General features: G+C 37.4%; 21 protein-coding genes. 14 read left to right on the forward strand and 7 right to left on the reverse strand.

From position 1 onward, the window contains the following. Window positions 1-138: 138 nt before the first annotated feature. Together purL and VB711_RS23680 are read right to left on the reverse strand one after the other, a co-directional pair. Window positions 139-2,493: a phosphoribosylformylglycinamidine synthase subunit PurL gene (purL, locus tag VB711_RS23675; protein WP_323288823.1), complete on the reverse strand. Its 2,355-nt coding sequence runs from the start codon at window positions 2,491-2,493 to the stop codon at window positions 139-141. A gap of 5 nt (window positions 2,494-2,498) precedes the next feature. Continuing rightward, window positions 2,499-2,627, reverse strand: coding sequence for a hypothetical protein (locus VB711_RS23680; protein WP_323288825.1), 129 nt, complete (start codon window positions 2,625-2,627; stop codon window positions 2,499-2,501). Window positions 2,628-2,730: 103 nt separating this feature from the next. Between VB711_RS23680 and VB711_RS23685 the strand changes: the two genes are divergently transcribed. The 9 genes from VB711_RS23685 to VB711_RS23725 all read left to right on the forward strand — a co-directional run bounded on the left by VB711_RS23685 (window position 2,731) and on the right by VB711_RS23725 (window position 9,714). After that, window positions 2,731-2,829: an RNA-binding S4 domain-containing protein gene (locus tag VB711_RS23685; protein WP_323288826.1), complete on the forward strand. Its 99-nt coding sequence runs from the start codon at window positions 2,731-2,733 to the stop codon at window positions 2,827-2,829. Window positions 2,830-2,928: 99 nt separating this feature from the next. Then, window positions 2,929-4,080 carry an AAA family ATPase gene (locus tag VB711_RS23690; RefSeq protein WP_323288828.1) on the forward strand — a complete coding sequence of 384 codons (1,152 nt, stop codon included), beginning with the start codon at window positions 2,929-2,931 and terminating at the stop codon, window positions 4,078-4,080. Next, window positions 4,077-4,685 (forward strand): DUF4276 family protein, encoded by a 609-nt coding sequence (locus VB711_RS23695; protein WP_323288830.1) that lies wholly within the window; start codon window positions 4,077-4,079, stop codon window positions 4,683-4,685. Before VB711_RS23690 ends, VB711_RS23695 begins: the two co-directional genes overlap by 4 nt. Window positions 4,686-4,810: 125 nt before the next feature. Next, window positions 4,811-5,935 carry a site-2 protease family protein gene (locus VB711_RS23700; protein WP_323288832.1) on the forward strand — a complete coding sequence of 375 codons (1,125 nt, stop codon included), beginning with the start codon at window positions 4,811-4,813 and terminating at the stop codon, window positions 5,933-5,935. A gap of 263 nt (window positions 5,936-6,198) precedes the next feature. Continuing rightward, entirely contained in the window at window positions 6,199-7,593 is a 1,395-nt protein-coding gene (locus VB711_RS23705; RefSeq protein ID WP_323288834.1) for a serine/threonine-protein kinase, read from the forward strand. Between the two features lie 431 nt (window positions 7,594-8,024). Then, window positions 8,025-8,390: a nucleotidyltransferase domain-containing protein gene (locus tag VB711_RS23710; RefSeq protein WP_323288836.1), complete on the forward strand. Its 366-nt coding sequence runs from the start codon at window positions 8,025-8,027 to the stop codon at window positions 8,388-8,390. Continuing rightward, a complete protein-coding gene (locus VB711_RS23715) occupies window positions 8,347-8,715 on the forward strand; it encodes a HEPN domain-containing protein (RefSeq protein ID WP_323288838.1) in 369 nt (122 codons plus the stop codon). Before VB711_RS23710 ends, VB711_RS23715 begins: the two co-directional genes overlap by 44 nt. A gap of 268 nt (window positions 8,716-8,983) precedes the next feature. Beyond that, the gene (locus tag VB711_RS23720; RefSeq protein ID WP_323288840.1) at window positions 8,984-9,229 is read left to right on the forward strand and encodes a UPF0175 family protein; all 246 of its coding nucleotides are present in this window, start codon (window positions 8,984-8,986) and stop codon (window positions 9,227-9,229) included. Then, complete coding sequence (locus tag VB711_RS23725) at window positions 9,226-9,714, forward strand: DUF3368 domain-containing protein (protein ID WP_323288842.1); 489 nt, start codon at window positions 9,226-9,228, stop codon at window positions 9,712-9,714. The genes VB711_RS23720 and VB711_RS23725 overlap by 4 nt, the downstream gene beginning before the upstream one ends. Before the next feature lie 659 nt (window positions 9,715-10,373). Here VB711_RS23725 and VB711_RS23730 read toward each other — a convergent pair. The 4 genes from VB711_RS23730 to acs all read right to left on the reverse strand — a co-directional run bounded on the left by VB711_RS23730 (window position 10,374) and on the right by acs (window position 14,050). Further along, window positions 10,374-10,748, reverse strand: a complete 375-nt coding sequence (locus VB711_RS23730; protein WP_323288844.1) for a DUF2513 domain-containing protein — start codon at window positions 10,746-10,748, stop codon at window positions 10,374-10,376. A gap of 237 nt (window positions 10,749-10,985) precedes the next feature. Next, complete coding sequence (locus tag VB711_RS23735) at window positions 10,986-11,474, reverse strand: DUF4365 domain-containing protein (RefSeq protein WP_323288846.1); 489 nt, start codon at window positions 11,472-11,474, stop codon at window positions 10,986-10,988. Window positions 11,475-11,478: 4 nt separating this feature from the next. Further along, window positions 11,479-11,994 (reverse strand): DUF4365 domain-containing protein, encoded by a 516-nt coding sequence (locus VB711_RS23740; RefSeq protein WP_323288847.1) that lies wholly within the window; start codon window positions 11,992-11,994, stop codon window positions 11,479-11,481. An 85-nt stretch (window positions 11,995-12,079) separates the two neighbouring features. Next, window positions 12,080-14,050: an acetate--CoA ligase gene (acs, locus tag VB711_RS23745; RefSeq protein ID WP_323288848.1), complete on the reverse strand. Its 1,971-nt coding sequence runs from the start codon at window positions 14,048-14,050 to the stop codon at window positions 12,080-12,082. 261 nt (window positions 14,051-14,311) lie between these two features. On the opposite strand from acs, the gene VB711_RS23750 reads away from it, so the two are divergent. The 5 genes from VB711_RS23750 (at window position 14,312) to VB711_RS23770 (ending at window position 18,995) form a co-directional block, all read left to right on the forward strand. Continuing rightward, the gene (locus VB711_RS23750; RefSeq protein WP_323288850.1) at window positions 14,312-15,004 is read left to right on the forward strand and encodes a hypothetical protein; all 693 of its coding nucleotides are present in this window, start codon (window positions 14,312-14,314) and stop codon (window positions 15,002-15,004) included. A gap of 66 nt (window positions 15,005-15,070) precedes the next feature. After that, entirely contained in the window at window positions 15,071-15,493 is a 423-nt protein-coding gene (locus tag VB711_RS23755; RefSeq protein ID WP_323288851.1) for a hypothetical protein, read from the forward strand. A 385-nt stretch (window positions 15,494-15,878) separates the two neighbouring features. Then, window positions 15,879-17,384, forward strand: a complete 1,506-nt coding sequence (locus VB711_RS23760; RefSeq protein WP_323288852.1) for an HsdM family class I SAM-dependent methyltransferase — start codon at window positions 15,879-15,881, stop codon at window positions 17,382-17,384. Between the two features lie 4 nt (window positions 17,385-17,388). Further along, window positions 17,389-18,069: a restriction endonuclease subunit S gene (locus VB711_RS23765; RefSeq protein WP_323288853.1), complete on the forward strand. Its 681-nt coding sequence runs from the start codon at window positions 17,389-17,391 to the stop codon at window positions 18,067-18,069. Then, window positions 18,069-18,995, forward strand: coding sequence for a hypothetical protein (locus VB711_RS23770; RefSeq protein WP_323288855.1), 927 nt, complete (start codon window positions 18,069-18,071; stop codon window positions 18,993-18,995). The genes VB711_RS23765 and VB711_RS23770 overlap by 1 nt, the downstream gene beginning before the upstream one ends. Window positions 18,996-19,099: 104 nt before the next feature. On the opposite strand, the gene VB711_RS23775 is transcribed toward VB711_RS23770, so the two are convergent. Then, window positions 19,100-19,870 (reverse strand): pentapeptide repeat-containing protein, encoded by a 771-nt coding sequence (locus VB711_RS23775; protein ID WP_323288857.1) that lies wholly within the window; start codon window positions 19,868-19,870, stop codon window positions 19,100-19,102. Window positions 19,871-20,060: the final 190 nt, after the last annotated feature.

Genomic DNA, 20,060 nt, shown 5'->3' on the forward strand with positions numbered 1-20,060 from the left:
CCCATTCCTCTTCTTTAATGAATAGTTTTCAAATTCTTAATAAATCTTTAACCATCCATTAAAACAGTATCGTACTTTGGTTAAGATTCAAGTAGGAAGTGTAAATTTTCATGGTGAATCCTTGATTTTTGATCTGGCTTAGGTATTCGTGTGCATGGACAGACGTTTAGCGATCGCACTAAAATAGCGATCGCTCATCTCTTTGATCGTAACCGTGATCAATGGTTGATTTTCAGTATCCAAAATCTTTAATTCTGTGTCTAAATTAGCAACCACACCTAACTTTTGCCACTCTATCCCCAAATGCTCCTGTAAATAGGATTCCCAAACTTCCTGTAATTGGGAACCTACAGAAACTAAAATTCTTGCCCCACCTTCACCAAACAACACCTCATCTAATCGTGTTAACTGGTTCGCTGAAATACCTAAATTAACTTCCGCACTGAGATTGCCAGACAAACAGCACTCCGCGAGAGCTACAATTAAACCACCCTCAGCACAATCATGGGCAGAACGCACCCAGCCAGCCCGAATCCCTTCACGGCAAGCATTCTGTACACGACGTTCTAAATCAAAATCAACCCTTGGCGGTTTCCCAGTCACAGTATTGTGAATAGTCGCTAAATACTCAGAAGCACCCAGTTCAATTTTAGCTCCCACAGGCAAACCTAAAAGGTAAATTATATCACCTACATTTTGCCAACCTTGACCACAAATTTTAGTTAAATCAGGAATCAACCCCACCATCCCCACCACCGGAGTCGGATAAATTGGTTGAGGATTACCTTCAGCATCAAAAGTTTCATTGTACAGAGAGACATTCCCCCCCGTCACAGGAGTTGATAACTCCCGACAACCTTCACTCAAACCGCGACAAGCTGACGCTAATTGCCAATAACCAATCGGTTTTTCAGGACTACCAAAATTGAGGTTATCTGTCACCGCCAAGGGTTCAGCGCCCACACAGCTAAGATTCCGGGCAGCTTCAGCCACCACCGCCTTAGCCCCTTCGTAGGGGTCAAGATAAACATAGCGAGGATTACAGTCCACCGTTGCAGCCACAGCTTTATTACCCCCCCTACTTGGGGAAGCGGTTTCTAAAGGACGCAACCTCACCACAGCCGCATCAGCCCCACCAGGTAACAACACAGTATTATTCTGCACCTGATGATCATATTGACGATAAACCCAGCTTTTAGAAGCAATAGTAGGCGTATCCAACAAAGTTAATAAAATATCATTCCAACTTTGCCAAATTTCCCCAATTTCCAACCCTTCACTATTGCAGGGAGGCAAAGAATCAGATGACCATTGCCAAGCTTTTTGAGCATATTCTGGTGGTTCTGTCAATAATTCCCGTTCATAGAGAGGAGTATTTTCTGCCAAAGCCTCAGCCGGAATTTCCGCAGCCACCTGACCCCGAAAGAAAATTCGCACCACCGGTTCAGAAATTACCGTACCTGCCACAACTGCTTGTAGTCCCCAACGGTGGAAAATATCAATTAATTCTTGTTCCCTTCCCTTGTGTGCCACAAACAGCATTCTTTCTTGGGATTCGGAAAGCAGGTACTCATAGGGAATCATCCCCAATTCCCGCACCGGAATTTTATCTAAATCAAACTCAATTCCCACACCACCTTTAGCAGCCATTTCTGAAGTAGAACAGGTGATACCTGCCGCCCCCATATCCTGGGCAGCCACCACAGCCCCAGTTTTAAATGCTTCTAAACAAGCTTCAATCAGCGATTTTTCTAAAAATGGGTCGCCCACTTGCACTGCGGGACGGTTATCTAAAGATTGTTCACTCAATTCAGCACTGGCGAAACTAGCCCCACCCATGCCATCTCGTCCGGTGGTAGAACCGACGTACAGCACCGGATTTCCGATACCAGCAGCCCCCGATTTGACAATTTCTGGCGTTTCCATCAATCCCAGTGCCATCACATTCACCAGGGGATTACCAGAGTACGCAGGGTCAAAATATACTTCACCCCCAACAGTGGGAACTCCAACGCAATTACCATAATGAGAGATTCCCGCAACTACACCAGTAAATAGTCTTTGGGTTTTGGCATCTTCGAGAGAACCAAAGCGCAGGGAATTTAATAAAGCTATGGGACGCGCCCCCATGGTAAAAATATCTCTAAGAATACCACCCACTCCCGTGGCTGCACCTTGGAATGGTTCAACGGCTGAGGGGTGGTTATGGGATTCAATTTTAAAGGCTAAATGTAGTCCGTCGCCTAAGTCTACAACGCCAGCATTTTCACCGGGTCCGACCAGGATGCGTTCCCCCGTTGTGGGAAACTGTTTGAGTAAAGGGCGAGAATTTTTATAACAGCAATGTTCTGACCACATCACCCCAAACATACCCAGTTCCGCTTTGTTGGGGTGACGACCTAAACGGCGGACAATTTCTGTATATTCTTCTGGTTTTATGCCTTCTGAGGCTATTTCTTGGGGAGAAAATGGATTTTCGGAAATGGTGGTCATGGAAGTTATGCACCAAGGGGACAGAGGAATATTATATTCTCTCCTAATTTAGGTAATTCAGATGATTTTAGCAATAGCGATCGCTCAATAAACTCTTCTCTGTGAACTCCGCGCCTCTGCGGTTCGTTTTTCATTTCTCAGTAACTTGTGCGTAATGATACTAGGACTAATGACGGCGTTATTCTTATTTGCCTCTGTGGTTGCCCATGAATTAGGACACAGCTTTAAGCCAAACTAATGATTTTGGATGGTGAGGTCAAAGTTAATGATACAGTCGAAATCCGCCGTGGACGAAAATTAGTATCAGAGGACAAAGTTTTAACGTTGGGGATATAATAACGTAAGTTGCTAGTTAGGGGAAAGTGGGTAATAATTATTTTGCTGTTGCCTTATTTATAACAACTTGGTTTAAAATTATTAATACAAAAAAATGCTATGAGTTCATTTGAATATATAGAAATTAAAGGATATCGTCGCTTGTTTGATGTACGAGTTGATATGCGTAATCGACCTCTAACAGTGATGATTGGTGCTAATGGTGTAGGTAAAACTTCTTTGTTAGAAATTTTTTCACTTTTAGCAGCATCAGCTAATGCTCAATTAGGTAACAAAATTTCAGATTTAGGTGGACTACCTGATATTATTACCCGCGATAGAACCAATAGTATAGCTATTTCTTTGTCCATGAATGTGCCTAGCCATGCACCACTTGATTACTATCTAGAAGTTGCTCTAAAAGGTCTTACCTATGAAATTGTGCAAGAAACACTAAGTGAAAATAATTTCTTGGGTTTAGAACCATCCAAGCACATTGATTCACTTGGGTTAGATGTGAAGTATTTTAATTTTGAGGATCAAAAATTATTACGTCCAAATTGGGATCATAATCCTTTAGAAACTTCTCTTGCTCAAGTTCCTAAAATGTATCAAGAACCAGAATACATACGGAAACAATTAGCTTCTTGTACATTTTACGGCGCATTGAATGTTGCTCCTAAAAGTCCCGTCCGTCTACCACAATCAATGCGTCCTGCAACATTACCTGGTGCTAATGGTGAAGATTTAGTTGCCTGTCTTTATTATCTTCGAGAAACTGACCCAGAAAGATTTGAACTGATCGAAGATACACTTGCTGCTGCATTTCCAGATTTTGAAAGATTGAGTTTTCCTCCAGTAGCAGCAGGAACTATCACCATGACTTGGAAAGATAAAAACTTTTCTAAACCTATTTATATGCACCAACTTTCTGAGGGAACATTACGGTTTCTTTGGTTGGTGACATTATTGCAAAGTCCAGATTTAACTGCGGTAACTCTTATTGATGAACCAGAAGTTAGTTTACACCCAGAATTATTAAGACTTTTGGTTGATGTAATGCGAGAAGCATCACAAAGAACACAGCTAATTGTGGCTACTCATTCAGACAGATTGATCCGATTTTTACAGCCTAAAGAAGTGCTAGTCTGTGACGCAGAAGATGGACTAACTACGATGACTTGGGGTGATTCTTTTAATTTAGAACATTGGCTAGAAGAATATAGTTTAGATCAAATTTGGGCAATGAATTTAATCGGTGGTCGTCCATGAAAATAGCTATTTTAGTTGAGGGTGCAACAGAAACAGCATTTAAGCCAATTTTATTAGATTTTCTTAAATTACGCTTGCAACAACAAATGCCCAAACTTAAGTTTATATCCCATGATGGGCGCATTCCAAAAGGAGATAAACTTCAGCGAATTGTTGATAATTTACTGATAGGTAAAGATGCTTTTAATGCGGTAATTGCTTTAACTGATGTTTATACAGGAACAAATGATTTCAAAGATGCGGCAGATGCTAAAGCCAAAATGCGAGAATGGGTAGGGAATAATCCTAATTTTTATCCCCATGTCGCGCAGCATGATTTTGAAGCTTGGCTATTACCTTATTGGTCAATAATTCAGAAGTTAGCTAAATCTAATAAATCAGCACCAGGAGGTTTACCAGAACAAGTGAATCATGATAAATCACCCTCATATCGAATTAAGGAAATATTTGAAATAGGTAAATGTCAAAATAGTTATAGTAAAGTTCGTGATGCTGGGAGAATTTTGAAAAACCAAGATTTGATGGTTTCTGTTAATCAGTGTCCTGAATTGAAGGCATTTATTAATACCGTTCTTTCTCTGTGCGAAGTTGATTTGATTCCTTAAATTCGCTCATTAAGTGCCAAAAGTCGTATAACCGCACCTTAACGGACGGAGACTACTACCATCGCTAAGATTAAAATTGCTTAACATTTCGTTACGATGGAGACATCAAATCAAAGGTAGACATCATGAATGGTACAATTCGTGTTGGTAATCTGTTTGGGATTCCTTTCTATATCCATCCGTCCTGGTTTTTAATTTTAGGTTTAGTCACGTGGACCTATAGCAGTCAATTAGCACTATTTCCCCAACTGTCGTGGGGGTTAGCATTGATACTGGGACTGACGACAGCGTTATTGTTATTTGGCTCTGTGGTTGCCCATGAATTAGGACACAGCTTTGTGGCTATTCGTCAAGGCATTGATGTAAAATCAATCACATTATTTATATTTGGTGGATTAGCCAGTTTAGAGAAAGAATCGGAAACACCGGCTGGGGCTTTTTGGGTAGCGATCGCTGGGCCTTTAGTTAGTCTAGGATTATTTGGAACATTTACAGGCGTTGGTTTTGCGACTGGTGCATCTGGTGCAATGGGAGCGATAATTGGTCTGTTGGCTTCTGTAAATTTAGTCTTGGCACTATTTAACCTGATTCCTGGGTTGCCCTTAGATGGCGGAAATATACTGAAATCTATTGTTTGGAAGATTACTGGAAATCCCTATAAAGGTGTAGGTTTTGCCAGCCGAATTGGGCAGATTATTGGTTGGATAGCGATCGCTTCCGGTTTAATTCCCTTAATCTTTTTTAGTAGTTTTGGTAACTTTTGGAACGTATTAATCGGTTTCTTTTTGTTACAAAATGCTGGTAGCAGCGCTCAATATGCCAGAGTACAAGAACAACTGACAGGTTTAACCGCTGCCGACGCTGTAACAAATAACAGTCCAGTTGTCACTGCTAATCTTACATTGAGAGAATTTGCTGATGAGCGAATTTTAAATTGGCAAAACTGGCATCGGTTCTTGGTGACAGATGAAAATGGGCAATTGGTAGGAGCGATTACAGTTGAAAGTCTGCGTTCCATTCCCACTACATTGTGGACAGAAACACCAATCAGGGAAGTAATGCAACCAATTGAAGCATCGAACACAATTCCATCAACTCAATCTTTGTTAGAAGTAGTGAAGTTACTAGAAACAAGAAGGATATCTGCACTGCCTGTAGTTCAAGACAATGGTGTGTTGTTGGGGATTTTAGAAAAGGGTTCAATTATCAACTTAATTCAGACTCGAAAGGTGCAAATCAACCCTGCATAAAGGTTTTGTTGGAGAGCGATCGCTCTTATGTTGAAGCTAAAAATTCCAATTGGATAATTGATGGTTGAATTGTCCATCTGTAGGTGTCAGCGTCCAAAAATGAAAATTTGAATTCATACTTTTAGTATCAATCGGGCTTTAATATTTTAGATGCTGAGTCTATACCTTTTCATCTGTCTGAGGTGTGGGGTGGGTTTTTTAGGGCGGTTAGATGGTAAAATGAGTCACTATAAAAATCATTATCCTGACATATTCCTCAACCGATGATAATTTGGCAACCAGGGCAAAAAATCAACAAGGATAGATTTATCATTCAAGGTAAACCCTTGGGTAGTGGTGGTTTTGGTATTACCTACAAAGCTTTAGAACCCAAGACGGGTAAATTATACGCCATTAAAACTCTCAATCAGCAAATGCAATTGCGAGACGACTTTGCAGTCCAACAAGTTAAGTTTATTAACGAAGCTATAAAAATAGCAAGTTTTGATCATAAACACATTCTCAAAGTCCATGAAGTTATCGAAGAAGTAGAAGTAATTGAGGAAGAGAAATTTCGATTGGTTGGCGTGGTGATGGAATATATTGATGGGGTAACTTTATTTAAGTATGTCCAGAATAAAGGACAACTTTCTGAAAGTGAAGCACTACTATATATAAATCAAATTAGTCAGGCTTTAGAATATATTCACGCCAAAGGAAGTTTACACCGCGACATTAAACCCGAAAATATTCTCTTACGCCGAAATGAACAGGAAGCGGTTTTAATTGATTTTGGTTCAACTCGCAGTATGGCTAACACAAGCATGACTATCTCATTAACAGAAGGTTATGCACCTATTGAACAATATCGAGATAAAGGCAATTTTGGACCCCATAGTGATGTTTACGCTTTGGCTGCAACTTTATATTATCTTCTCACGGCTGATGGACTGAAACAAGAATCAAAATCTACTCCAGTACCCGCATACAAACGTGAAAGGATTAAAGATTTTGACCTTTTAGCAAAACCAAAAGCTTATAATAAAAGTCTGAGTCAGAGGGTGAATGATGCTATTTTGCAGGGTATGGAATTAGAACCAGAAAACCGGACTCCGACAGTATTAAAGTTTCGGGAAAATTTGGGTTTAGTTAATATTGAAAAAGAGCAAGAAATACAATTAAAATCAGAAGTAGGAATGGAATACAATAACCTGCATGATTTACTCAAAGCACAAAACTGGGAAGAAGCAGATAAAGAAACTTACGAAGTTATGATTAAAGCTGTGGGTAAAAAGTCAGGTGACTCGTTTACAAGTGATGAACTATTAAATTTTCCATGCCAAGACCTTCGCACAATTGACCAATTGTGGGTAGAATACAGTAAAGGAAGATTTGGCTTCAGCGTCCAAACGGAAATTTATTTGAGTGTCGGTGGTGAGTTTAGTAGCGATAAATATGATTTTTTAGCCTGGAATATGTTTGTTAACGATGTGGGATGGAACACAAAGTATGATGTCTATAAAAATCAGATACCAAGAGGACACTTACCCTTTAGTATCTATGACTGGGGGGGTCGTCCGGTGGGGGCATTGGTGGGGGTGTTTACAGTTAGGGAATTTCAGCGTCGCGTTGTTCGCGTAATTTCTCTTGTATCGAGACTCGTAAACTGTAACATCTAAAGCTTTCAGAAAATTATTAAGCCAGAATCAGGATATCCAGGATTAAAGGATTTACAGGATTTTATTTTCTGATTAAAGCTTCCCCAATTCTGATCTAATTAATTAGATGAACGAGAAAATTACTCCCTTCCCACACAAAGATAACTGATATTTTTCCTCTGTGTCCTCTGTGGTTCTTTTAAAAAAGATTAGTAATCTAACAGTAATATCAAGAATAATTGAACGCAGATAAACACAGATAAAGATGGACAATCAAAAATCAAAACATGATACTTTCAAACAACATCCTGTAAATCCTAAAATCCTGGACATCCTGATTCAGACAAATTAAAATATTAGTACACCACAAATAAAATCAACATCCCGTAAATCCTAAAATCCTGATTCTGACAAAAAATGCTATATCTCCAAGTAGAAAATATTACTAAACGATGAAACACCAAAAACTAGAAGAAATTATGCAGGAGTTGTGTAATAACTTGCTTGAAACATACCAAGATCAACTAATTGCAGTGATTCTTTTTGGTTCTCAAGCGCGTGGTGATGCTACTCCTGATTCAGATTTTGATGTATTAATTATACTTAAAGATTTAGTGCAAGCAACCAAAGAAATTGAAAAAATTGGCTTTTTTCTTAGTCCCCTTTGTTTAAAATATAGTGTAGTAATTTCTAACCTATTTTACTCCCTTAGTCGTTTTGAGAAAGAACAAACAATGCTAATCCAAAATATCAAAAAAGAAGGTATTTATTTTTATGAACAAAGAACAAGAGTTTCTAGTGCAAAAATCTCAAGATAGTCTACGTGCAGCTAAAATTTTAGCTGGTGAAAATCTACCTGATTTTGCTGCTTCTCGTGCTTATTATGCCATGTTTTATATAGCTGAAGCATTCCTAGTAGGTGAAAATCTCAGTTTTAGCAAACACTCTGCTGTAATTAGTAAATTTGGCGAACTTTTCGCCAGAACTGGTAAAATTGATCCTAAATTTCACCGTTATCTAATTGATGCAGAACAGATACGTTTAAAGGGAGATTATGATCGCTCTGAACGGTTAACTGCTGAAGATGCAAAACTAATGATTGAAAGAACCGAAGAGTTTCTACAATTAGTAGACTATCTATAATCTTGCTAACTCAAATAAATCAATGGTTAAATAAATAATGGTAATGTAACAGTAATATCAAGAATAATCGAACGCAGATAAACGCAGATGAACACAGATAAATAGAATAAACATCCTGAAAATCCTAAAATCCTGGTTATCCTGATTCAGACAAATGCAAAATTTAATTAAGATTTGAAGATGTATAAAAATTGTGATATTATATCATTATCATACTTTATAAAAATAAATAATTAATTCAACACAACTTTCATGAGGAGATAAACTTATGAGTTTAACTATTTCTGATGAAATTCTCCATTCTACAGGAATGACATCAAAAGAACTATTAATAGAAATTGCAGTGATGTTATTTGAAAAAGAAAAAGTTAGTTTAGGTAAAGCTAGTAAAATCGCTGAAATGAATTATGTGGAATTTCAGGAACTACTCGCTCAACGTAATATTTCCCTTCATTATGATGTTGCTGAATTTCAAGAAGATATGAAAACTCTTAAAGAAACAGGTTGGTTATGATTATTGTTAGTAACACATCACCAATTAGCAATTTAGCTAAAATTGATCACCTATTTTTACTGCAAGAAATTTATAGTGAAGTTATTATTCCTCAAGCAGTATATGATGAATTAACAGATATTAGAGCAGGAGAAAAAGTTAATAATGCTATAAAAAATGCTAATTTTATCAAGAATCAACCTGTTATTAATTATCAATTAGTAAAAGATTTACAGCGAAATTTAGATAGGGGAGAATCTGAAGCAATTGTATTAGCAATAGAATTAAATGCTAATAAGTTGTTAATAGATGAAAGATTAGGAAGACAGGAAGCAATAAAATTAGGATTGTCTTTGACTGGAGTATTAGGTATATTGTTGATTGCTAAAAAAAGAGGATTAATTAATAATGTTAAATCTTTGATGGATAAGTTAATTTCTCACACAGCTTTTAGAATGGGTGATCAACTCTATTATACTATTTTGATAGAAGCTAATGAAAATTAGTAGTTTGTAGGGTGCGTTAGGAGTGCAAAAAGATCATAAAATACACCAATCAATAGTACATCAATTCTATAGTACACAAGTTCGTATCTCATTCAACTGCATACCGCTATAACCGTGATTAAAGAATGAACAGGATGGTAATTTTTAGATGGTTTAAATTATTCAAAAATAATCATTCAATAACATCCTGAAAATCCTCAAATCCTGGACATCCTGATTCAGACAAATTAAAATATTAGTACACCACAAATAAAATCAAACACATTTCTAGCTTTAAGATGCAATTCATCATGAGGATTTAGTAGAGCGATCCAATAACCTGTATCAGCAAATACTTTTTTCATTCTTCAGTTTTCGGTGAACCATATAAATAGTAATCTAAATTTTTTGATATATCAGATGGTAGTTTTTTCCATTCGGATTGGGGAATTTGGCTAGTAATATCATCAACGAAATTTAAAAAAGATGGAGATGATAAGTTATTGGTAACATCTCCAGTTATATTTTCGGAAGTTCTTTGCTTAAATCTGTTTTTGATGAAGAGTAAGTAAGAAATTTAAGACTTCTTCAATTAAAAAATTGGGTGCTTGATAAATTTCTTTGATTAGTTCTTTTTTTTGTTGTCATGATTTCACCTCATTTATTTATAGATGTAAAACTTAGGATAAACCTAGTTGTTGTTTAATTATACTGCTAAGAAGTTGAGTAAGAACTCCCATAGTGACTGTATTTATACTAGATCCTTGAGCTTCTAATAAATTCTTTGCTTTCTTCCAAACAGACTCTGATCTTGCAGCATCAATAAATTCATGTCCTGAAAAAGTAAGTCTCCTTACAATCGCTTGGGGACTACTACTGTGCGTAGATGACACATCTATACCTTTAACCAAACCACCCTCAATCATAATAAAAATATGGTAGCCTATTTGTTCATTGGTGTACCCATCGACTATTATATTATTAGGTGCATAACCTGATTCGTGAGATTCAATTTGGAACAATATTTGCCTGATTAAATCCATGTCGCGTTTCATAAATTACCTGGTAAAATTTGATTTTTATTATCTCTATCAGAAAATATTCTCGTGAAAGTAGTTGCAATATATTGAGCAATACTATATCCGAACCTTAATTCAGATGTTTTGCATATCAATAATTAGAATTATACACTAAAGATACTTCCTTCCTACTAAAAGAATATGGATTAAATGCACCATTAATAAACATGATTTTACCAGGACGAGCGATCATTTCCTAAACACTTTTGAATTTTATACCTGTACTAAATTACTTTTATAGTCATACCAACTATTGACCATTACAATAATATTATCTATTTCTTCTTTATTTAGACTTTTAAATTCATCACCTTGATTAAATTTTAACGCCACATTATTTCCCTCTTTAATAATAGGTTCTAAAATCCATCTATAATATCCTTTGTCATTATCTAGCGTAAAGAAAAACAAGCAAACTGGAAATGGTATATCTCTGAAAACTTTCAAATTCTTATATTTGTTATTTTTTAACTGAAAAATATCATCATGCTGAATTACTTCAGAACTAGAAACTGTTGCTTTCACTTCTACCCCAAAAATTCTCCCAGTGTAATTACCATCTTTTGTGATTGTAACTGAGAAATCTAAACCTCCTTCGCCTTGTTTTTGTTGAGAAACAATTAAATCATCACGACGAGTTAAGTAAACAACTGTCAAAGCTTCCGAACGTAAACCAATATACCAAGGTTGTTCCGTTTGCATTGTTTTATCTCCATTGTTGATCAGAAAATTGTGAAACTAAATTTTTCGGGCTGTATTGACTCCAAAAATTATTTACTTCGTGCCAAAGAATTTCTCTATTCTGTTTATTAATAGGAAAATTAGTAGATAGACTTGAGAGAGATTTTGAATTTTCTCCATTAGCAGAAACTAAATAACCAACTTCTTGAATGTCATCAATCCCAACTATATAAGTTGGTGCTGGATAAGATGCTATACTAATTACAGATTCTTCTTTTACTTTCACCTTGAGGCGATTCTCTTTTTTAGTATAACCTTGCCTAGTAGTTTTGACTTGTACAAAGAAATAGGGAATATATGAACCTGCACCTACTAACTCCACAATAAAATCAACATACTGCCATTTATCTCCTAAAAACTGCGGCTTAAAAATTGGACTAGTATCAAGGTGAAATTTAGTGATTAAAACTTCAAATATCCTCTCACCCCTTTGTCCTAGTGAATCTCTCATTTTCTTATATATACCCCTATCATAATTCAAGTTATAATTTTCCTCACACAATATAGGGTAGGCAATTTTGCCCACCCCATACAGATTTTACACAGTTTTGAAAAACTAACTCAAACTATGCACCTTCCCGTAACTTATCCAACACACTGCGATCTTCCAATGTTGAAGTATCACCTGTCACCTCTTGACCCGCAGCTAAATTCCGTAACAAACGCCGCATAATTTTACCCGATCGCGTTTTTGGCAAAGCATCAGTAAACCTGATTTCACCCGGACGAGCGATCGCTCCTATTTCACTCACAACGTGTTTTTTCAGTTCCTTACTCAACTCCTCACTGGCTTGATAAGTCCCCTCCAAAGTCACAAAAGCGACAACTTCCTCACCTTTTAACTCATCAGGTTTACCGACAACCGCAGCCTCAGCCACCGCAGGATGGGACACCAACGCAGATTCAACTTCCATTGTTCCCAAACGATGCCCCGATACATTCAGCACATCATCAACGCGCCCCATGACCCAATAATAACCATCCTCATCCTTTCTCGCACCATCACCAGCAAAGTAGATATAATTCCCATCTTTGGGGGGGATATGCTCCCAATAGGTGCGACGGAAGCGTTCTGGATCACCATATACAGTCCGCATCATTCCCGGCCAAGGATACCTTACCGCTAAATAACCGCCTTCATTCTCAGGAACAGAATTACCTTCTAAATCCACCACATCCGCAATAATACCAGGGAAAGGTAGAGTGGCTGAACCGGGTTTAGTGGGAATTGCCCCTGGTAGTGGTGTAATCATGATACCACCAGTTTCCGTTTGCCACCAAGTATCAACAATCGGACAGCGATCGCCCCCAATAATTTTTTGATACCACATCCAAGCCTCTGGGTTAATCGGTTCACCCACAGTTCCCAGCAACCGCAGAGAAGAAAGATTACGCGCCTTGGGTAAATGTTCACCCATCTTAATAAAGGCGCGAATTGCCGTCGGTGCAGTATAAAAAATAGTAACACCGTATTTTTCAATTACATCCCAGAAACACCCAGGATTTGACCCACGAGGCGCACCTTCATACATCAGAGTAGTTGCACCGTTGGAAAGGGGTCCATAGACAATATAGCTGTGTCCAGTAATCCAACCTACATCAGCAGTACACCAATATACATCTGTATCTTGCAAATCGAAGATCCATTTGGTGGTAATATGACTATATAAGTTATAACCGCCTGTAGTATGAACTACGCCCTTTGGTTTGCCTGTACTACCAGAAGTATAGAGGACAAACAGCATATCTTCACTGTCCATCGGTTCGGCGGGACAATCGGCGGAAACACCTTTTTGTAAATCGTGCCACCAATGATCGCGCCCTGCTTCCATGTAGGTTTTTTGATTTGTGCGTTTTACAACTAACACATCTGTAACACTGGGAACTACACCATGTTCTAGGGCTTTGTCTACCTGTTCTTTGAGGGGTACGATCGCATCTTTACGCCAACCACCATCGGCTGTAATCACTAATTTAGCCTCAGCATCATTCAAGCGATCGCGCAAAGCTTCCGCACTAAAACCACCAAAAACCACGCTATGAGGTGCGCCAATTCTCGCACAGGCTAACATAGCGATCGCTGCTTCTGGTATCATCGGCATATAAATACCAATGCGATCGCCCTTTTTCGCCCCCAACTGTTTCAACACATTGGCAAACTGGCAAACTTCTCGGTGTAATTGCGCGTAAGTTAGAGTCCGAGAATCTCCAGGTTCACCTTCCCAAATCAACGCTGCCTTATTTTTACGCCAAGTAGTTAGATGTCTGTCAAGACAATTGTAAGAAATATTAATCTTACCACCCACAAACCATTTAGCAAAAGGAGGTTGCCAATCTAGCACAGTGTCCCATTTTTTAAACCAGTGCAACTCACTTTCAGCTAGTTCCGCCCAAAATTGCTGGGGATTAGCCTTAGCTTTTTCGTAGAGTTGCTGATAGTCTGCTAAACTTTTGATCGTCGCTTGTTGCGAAAAATCACTAGGAGGATGGAAAAGACGCTTTTCTTGTAAAATGGATTCTATAGTTGGTTGAGACATGGTGATTTATGAAAAGGATAAAGTGATCCAAACCTATTGTTAACAAAGTTGTGCTAAACACAGTTTAGATTTTCATTAAGCATTCATCAACAACAAATGTAAAGATTATTTACGAGTGTCCCCATACAGTCAGTAATTAGCGCACAATTTTTGATGATTTCTGCTAAAATAAGGATCACGTTTTTAACAACTTTTTTTCTGCTTCGACTCAGAGAGAGATTTTAACCAAAAAAATGTTAGTTTTTTAAAATAGGGTATAGTTTGCAAGCCAAAGAAATCAAGGATAAAATCAACACACTAATCGAGCAAGCATCCTCGATAGATCCCACCTTAGCTAGAAGACTAGAAGAAATCAACCGTTGGTTAAAGCATACCAAACTTGGTTCTCTAAATTCTAAGCCAATTGTCCTGGCTTTTCTTTTGGAACTAATTACTGATTCTACAATATGGCTATTGATAAAATCTTTACCTTCCCCCGAAGAACAACAAGCCAAATTTGCCCAAATGACACCTAACGAGAGATATTGGTATGGGTATCTCTTCCCCAAGTGGATAAATGCTACAGACTCCAAATTTTATATTTGGAAACAAAAAATGATGTCGGGTGAATTTAATCAAGTCGATAGTGATATCATTAAATCAATAGCTCAGGATATTGTCCGTCGTGAAGGGAATTTTTGGCAGCGATATATTGCCGACCTTTCTATGGCAACAGACCTAATTGTTAGTCATCATGACAAAAAACCCCTTTGTATTCAAATTACGAGTGTTAGTCAACAATTCCAACGTCAGAAGTATCAAGATTGGCAAAATTCACTGCGATCGTGGGAAATAGAGAGAGGATTATTCGTCAGTTACAATCCCGCAGATAGTAATTTCATTAACCAATTAGTCAATGTGGCACTGTATAACAGTGATCATCTTGCTGAGGGAAAATATATAAATTTTTCCTGATCTCAAATTTTTGATATTGAAGAACCCTGTCCTAGCGTACATCATTACCTGCTTAAAACAGCACCTATGGTTAACCAACAAGAAACTAACAGCACCGTTCAACTTGACAACTTCACTGAAGCGTTAGCAGAAGCCCGCAGGATGCAGCAAAATTGGTTAGAATATGGACTTAATTTTGTTCATGTTTATGTAGAAGATGTAGATGGAGATTGGTTAGAAACATGGGGTGATGATGAAATATTAGGTAATCCTTTATTAGATCCTGTTAAAGAGTTTCTTGTTAGTGATGATGATGTAGCTATAAGAATCAGACATTATTTAGGAGAGAGTTCTCTGTTTGATTTAGCAGTTAATTTAGAAGAATGTTTGAGAATTAGCAAAGAAGAAGATAGATTATCTGGTGTAAAAACTGTATTGCAGCGAAATTGTCATATTGATGATCTTGAGTTAACAAGTTTAGCTAATCATCTAATCAAAAATTTGTTGTAGAAATCTCTCAGAAAGTAGAGACGAAAATCCTAGTATGAGGAACGTCTCTACAAAGATTTTAGATAACTTACTTTAATAGACTAGGAGTTACCCATTGACAGAATCTATTACATAAGTATTATGGATTTTATCTCTTGTCGGGTGCGTCAGACCTGATAACTTAACACACAACAGATTCTTTTTATTTGACGCACCTCACTAACAAGGTAATTTCGTTCATACATATCATCTACATTTTGTACAGTGCGTAAGTCCTACTCTTTATCCACAGGTATTTCGTCAGAGTCGGGTAGGTCTTTGGCTGTGGGTAAGTATTGTAGTTTAGTTAGCGATCGCGCAAAATAGCATATCATTTAGTTAGGTGTAACCTGTATTCCATAATTTTATGCCTTTCTCTGATTTCACTAATCCTTATAAAAACCTGGCTGACGTACCACTTAATGCCAGTGAACCTGATGGAATTAAAACAGAACTAACGCCCTTATCCCGTGATAAATTTCGGGAGGTTTTGGGAGATATCCGTTTTGGTTGTCACTCAATTCTTAGAGATAATGAGGGTTTACAACCACATGAAGCCGTTGATGCAATTGTTAAATTCTTGTTTGCTAAGTGGTATGACGAACAAGCAACTATTGACTTCGTAAAGCAAACAGGAGAATCACAGGCTTATGTATTTAGTGTCAGTAATGAAACTGACCCAGAACATTTATTAGTTCAAGTTAGAGACACTTTTGAAAAAGCGAAGCAGTGGGAACGGAACACACTAGCGAAAAAATTTGGTGATGATTTGGGTGTGCGTTTGGTTTTTAATGAGGCTGATGTGTTGCAATTCAAACCTCACACCACAATGGAAATTGTCAAGCGTTTACAGCCTTGGAGTTTGCGAAAATCTTCAGCAGATGTCAAAGGTGGAGTGTTTGAAGATTTTTTGAGTAAGACTTTCCGCGATGATTTGGGGCAATATTTCACACCTACACCAGTAGTTAATTTAATGGTAGGAATTTTGCAACCAACAGTCAATGATTATATTGGTGATCCTGCTTGTGGTTCAGCGCGAATGCTAACCCACATTTTGGATTATGTGCGTAAACAAGAATATCAAAAAGCAATAGAAAATAATGGTGGTAGTGCTGAAGGGATAAATCCTGAAGAACCAACGGAAGAGTTTATCAAGTTTCGAGATAATCATTTATTTGGGGCTGAATATTCTCGAAATATGATGCACGTAGCGCGAGTTAATACTTTAATGAATGGCGCAGAATATGTGGATTTAAAAGTAATGGATTCCCTAGAGAGATTGAGCAGTATTACAGGAGGAATAACAGAGGGACTTCCAAAACGTCCTGGTTTTTATCCAGAGGGACTGACGATGATTTTAACTAATCCTCCATTTGGGTCTAAAGTGACAAATGAAAATATCTTAAAAGATTTTGCTGAACGGGATGGGGTGACAAAGAAAAATGGCAAGGTTGTTAGAAGTATTCCTCAAGAAGTCGCTTTTATTAATCGTTGTCTTGAATTTCTCGCACCAAATGGTAAGTTAGCAATTGTTTTACCTGATGGAGTGTTAGCAAACAATACAATGCAGGATGTTAGAGACTGGATTTTACGTTGGGCAAGGTTGAAGGCAGTTGTGAGTTTACCACAAGAAACATTTAGACCCTATGGTGCTGCTGTGAAAACTAGCGTGGTTCTTCTAGAAAAGCGTGATATAGCTTTGACAGCAGAAAGTCAGCTAGAACTTGACCAGGATTATAAGATTTACATGGCTAGGATTGATGATATTGGCTATGACGCATCTGGTCGTATTTCTGTTTCAGAAAATGAAGTTAATGAACCGCAAGAAGTGAGAAAAGCAATTACAGATTTAGCTGGGTTATTAGGAAGGTAGTTAAATGGAAAAAACTATAGTTAATCTTTCGCAGTTACGTCAACAGGGTGCCTGGAACTTTGAGCCTTACTCCCAATCTATTACAGGTGCAATGTCTCAGTTAGAAAAAAGCCATTTTCCAATAGTCAAATTGGGTACTTTAGGAACTACTCAGCGTGGTTATTTTATCAACGGGATTAAGGATAAAGGGGAAATTCCTTTGATATCAGCACGTAATATTTCAACTGAAGGTATCAACCTAAATCATGTGCGCTATCTAACTCCAGAGGAACACAAAAAACTAGAAAAAACTCAAGTTCATCAGGGTGATGTACTGGTTAGTTTAATCATGCGTCCGGGAATAGCTGCTGTTTATGAATCTGACAAACCAGCCAACATAGATACACATCTTGCAATACTGCACCTAACAGACAAAATTGATCCTGCTTACTTGGTTTTATATCTTAATTCAGATGTTGGTCAAGCCCTAGTTCACTCCCTTTCAACTGGTAGCATTCAGCCTATGTTAACTATTACTGCCCTAAATAATTTGCCTGTGATACTTCCCTCACTTGATGAACAAAAACAGATTGTTGTAGAAGCACAAAGATTAATAAAAGAGGCAGGAAAATTATCGAAAGCTGCTGAAGATCACCGTGCTGAAGCCCAGAAGCTTTTTGGAAAGCTATTTGAAAGGACAGTGTAATGATTCATGCTTGTTACCTAACTGTTTTTGAACAGCCACAGGACGAATTAGAAAAAGCATTATATGATATTTTCGATGATTTAGGTGCTGTATATGATGAATACGAACAAGCACCTATAAATCCATTAAATAATGAATATCAACTGCAAGCAGCAGTTACCCAGAATTTTGAATTTCTGTTAAATGTACACTGGCGATCTGATCCAAATTTTCTTAATTTGGTAACTTTTGATGTCGAAATGGCTGTTCCAGTTGAACCTGTTGAACTTGAGAAAATTTTAGTACAGTCCACAGAAACTTACTTTCCTAAATTAACACTTGTTTATAACTCTTATGGTGATGAACGAAGTGAGAGATTATTCCCTTTAGTAATGAATTTTGAAAACGCAGTTAGAGAATTTATTATATCTGTAATGCTCAAAAAATATGGCTCTAGCTGGGAAGATATTCTTGATAAATATATAGAAGATGCTAAACAAAATATTGAAAAATACAAAATAAAATATGGATATAAATGGGAAGAAAAACTGCAAAGATATGAAAAATGTAAAAGCGAAGCAGTAGATAGTCAGAAACGGGAAGCTGACTACCAGCGACATAATCCTTTACTTATGCACTGGCTTTACCATGCAAATTTTACAGATTTATCAGAGATGATAAGTATGGTTGATGACTTAGAGGGAGGCTATAAGGTAGCACGTTCTCCTCAATCAACTTTTGCTAGTCTTATTAATAAAAATGACAGAGATAATATTACACGCCAAATCAACGAACTCCGTGTATTAAGGAATAGATTGATGCACGGACGTTATCTAACAGGGGAAAATGAAGAGTTAATTAGATTGATTTGTAAAGAGTTTCATGATCTCATTATTGAGCCAGGTCACACTAATAATTTTGACAGTCGTAGATTGACCAAGGAATAAGTGATGAATCGGTAAAGCAAAGGAATCCTCAAAAAATTATACAAATTGGAGGAGCGATCGCTCTCAATTTATAATCACGTCTCTACCGATTTTATTTGGTGTACTTAAAATGGTAGAAATTGCAGCAAAACTGAACCAAGACTACCCACAAAATCGAAAAAACTTGGTTTACCAGCGTTGATTTTTTCGCCGTAAGGTGTTTTTAGTTCTAGAATAAAAGCCTGTACTGTTAGAGAGCCACTAGCGTTATCTTGGTCTTTAAACAGTTTTTGTGCGATGAGAGCATCTTCTAAGGCGCTTTTTCTGTCTAGACTTTGGTAATGAGCAACACCACGAGACAAATACGCTCCCGCATATTCTGGTTTGAGAGCGATCGCTTGAGTAAAATAATCAATAGCTGGTTTTAAATTACCCTTCTCAGCTTCCGCTAAACCCCAAGCATAGAAATCTTCTGGTTTAGCAATTTGTACAGGGATACCCATTGCACCTTGAAAGTTAGCACCATTAAAGTTAGCTTCCTTTAACTCGACATTATTTAAATAAGTATTTCTCAAGTCAGCACCTTCTAAATTAGCACCATTGAGTTTAGCCTCCCTTAAATTCACCCCAAACAAACTAGCACCCTTGAGGTTTGCACCTCGTAAATCAGCACCAGTCAAGTTTGCTCGACTGAGGTTAGCACCAGCAAGATTAGCACCTTGCAAATTTGCTCCCGATAAATCAGCCATCACTAAACCAGCATTGCTTAAATTACATTTTTGGCATTGCTTAGTTGATAATAACTGTCTGATATGATCATAATTAGCTGCTTTTACAGAGGTAGGTAAGCTAACTATAATCAAAAATGTAACTGTGGCTATAATTTGGTTTTTCATACTCACTCAGGCAATATCTCTGATTAAGGATTTAACTTTAGCTGATACCCAATTAAATTACCAGAATCAGCCACAAATTGATCTGCAATGTTTAATACTGAGATAAATTTTAGCTAAACTCAAGTTACCCACTTAAAACCACATCTTCAAGAATTACTGATTTTTGGTCAGGTTTCTTTATTTAGGGTTT

The organism is Cronbergia sp. UHCC 0137 (assembly GCF_034932285.1).
Taxonomy (GTDB): Bacteria; Cyanobacteriota; Cyanobacteriia; order Cyanobacteriales; family Nostocaceae; genus Cronbergia.

Bases quoted from the DNA above. Each gene is read 5' to 3' on its own strand.
- purL (WP_323288823.1), bottom strand. From the start codon at position 2,493: ATGACCACCATTTCCGAAAATCCATTTTCTCCCCAAGAAATAGCCTCA.
- VB711_RS23680 (WP_323288825.1), bottom strand. From the start codon at position 2,627: ATGAAAAACGAACCGCAGAGGCGCGGAGTTCACAGAGAAGAGTTTATT.
- VB711_RS23685 (WP_323288826.1), top strand. From the start codon at position 2,731: ATGATTTTGGATGGTGAGGTCAAAGTTAATGATACAGTCGAAATCCGC.
- VB711_RS23690 (WP_323288828.1), top strand. From the start codon at position 2,929: ATGAGTTCATTTGAATATATAGAAATTAAAGGATATCGTCGCTTGTTT.
- VB711_RS23695 (WP_323288830.1), top strand. From the start codon at position 4,077: ATGAAAATAGCTATTTTAGTTGAGGGTGCAACAGAAACAGCATTTAAG.
- VB711_RS23700 (WP_323288832.1), top strand. From the start codon at position 4,811: ATGAATGGTACAATTCGTGTTGGTAATCTGTTTGGGATTCCTTTCTAT.
- VB711_RS23705 (WP_323288834.1), top strand. From the start codon at position 6,199: ATGATAATTTGGCAACCAGGGCAAAAAATCAACAAGGATAGATTTATC.
- VB711_RS23710 (WP_323288836.1), top strand. From the start codon at position 8,025: ATGAAACACCAAAAACTAGAAGAAATTATGCAGGAGTTGTGTAATAAC.
- VB711_RS23715 (WP_323288838.1), top strand. From the start codon at position 8,347: ATGAACAAAGAACAAGAGTTTCTAGTGCAAAAATCTCAAGATAGTCTA.
- VB711_RS23720 (WP_323288840.1), top strand. From the start codon at position 8,984: ATGAGTTTAACTATTTCTGATGAAATTCTCCATTCTACAGGAATGACA.
- VB711_RS23725 (WP_323288842.1), top strand. From the start codon at position 9,226: ATGATTATTGTTAGTAACACATCACCAATTAGCAATTTAGCTAAAATT.
- VB711_RS23730 (WP_323288844.1), bottom strand. From the start codon at position 10,748: ATGAAACGCGACATGGATTTAATCAGGCAAATATTGTTCCAAATTGAA.
- VB711_RS23735 (WP_323288846.1), bottom strand. From the start codon at position 11,474: ATGCAAACGGAACAACCTTGGTATATTGGTTTACGTTCGGAAGCTTTG.
- acs (WP_323288848.1), bottom strand. From the start codon at position 14,050: ATGTCTCAACCAACTATAGAATCCATTTTACAAGAAAAGCGTCTTTTC.
- VB711_RS23755 (WP_323288851.1), top strand. From the start codon at position 15,071: ATGGTTAACCAACAAGAAACTAACAGCACCGTTCAACTTGACAACTTC.
- VB711_RS23760 (WP_323288852.1), top strand. From the start codon at position 15,879: ATGCCTTTCTCTGATTTCACTAATCCTTATAAAAACCTGGCTGACGTA.
- VB711_RS23765 (WP_323288853.1), top strand. From the start codon at position 17,389: ATGGAAAAAACTATAGTTAATCTTTCGCAGTTACGTCAACAGGGTGCC.
- VB711_RS23770 (WP_323288855.1), top strand. From the start codon at position 18,069: ATGATTCATGCTTGTTACCTAACTGTTTTTGAACAGCCACAGGACGAA.
- VB711_RS23775 (WP_323288857.1), bottom strand. From the start codon at position 19,870: ATGAAAAACCAAATTATAGCCACAGTTACATTTTTGATTATAGTTAGC.